General features: G+C 59.8%; 1 protein-coding gene. It reads left to right on the forward strand.

Features of this window, described 5'->3' with window-relative positions; genetic code table 11:
- On the forward strand, nucleotides 1-335 hold a 335-nt coding region (locus AC2JF9_RS09140), incomplete at its 5' end, for a hypothetical protein (RefSeq protein WP_500727141.1).
- Nucleotides 336-455: the final 120 nt, after the last annotated feature.

Raw genomic sequence — 455 nt, forward strand, 5'->3', positions numbered from 1 at the left:
GTGATGCCATGAACCAGAAGATGACGTCTAGCAAGCGTGGTGCAACAGCTGTCGACGTGCCGGATCAAGGTCTGGGGGTCGATTCACGACTCGTGATCCATCGAGGTTATTTCGACGGCCCCTTCGGATCAGGCTCGTTCAGGATCGACGTCGGCCACGCGTTCTCGGGTCAGCTTGTGCAGCTGATCCCGATCCCCAAGGCTGGGAAATCGTGCACTGTGAACCAAGTGACGTCGGCGCCTGTATCCGGTCAGAACCATGTTCTGGTGACATACAATATCCAAGGTGAAAGCGACCTCGCCCAGATCGCCTACACCCTGTTCGTGACATCCTGAGGCATTGCCCTTCAGGGAGCGGACGGCCGACCTCGGCGGCTCGCCCCAACTACTCCGCTGCTTGCCTGAAAGGCAGGAACCCGATCGGCTGGCGCTGGGGCCCTTCTTGCTTCAGCGTCC

It is taken from the genome of Lactobacillus sp. C449L (genome assembly GCF_059900815.1).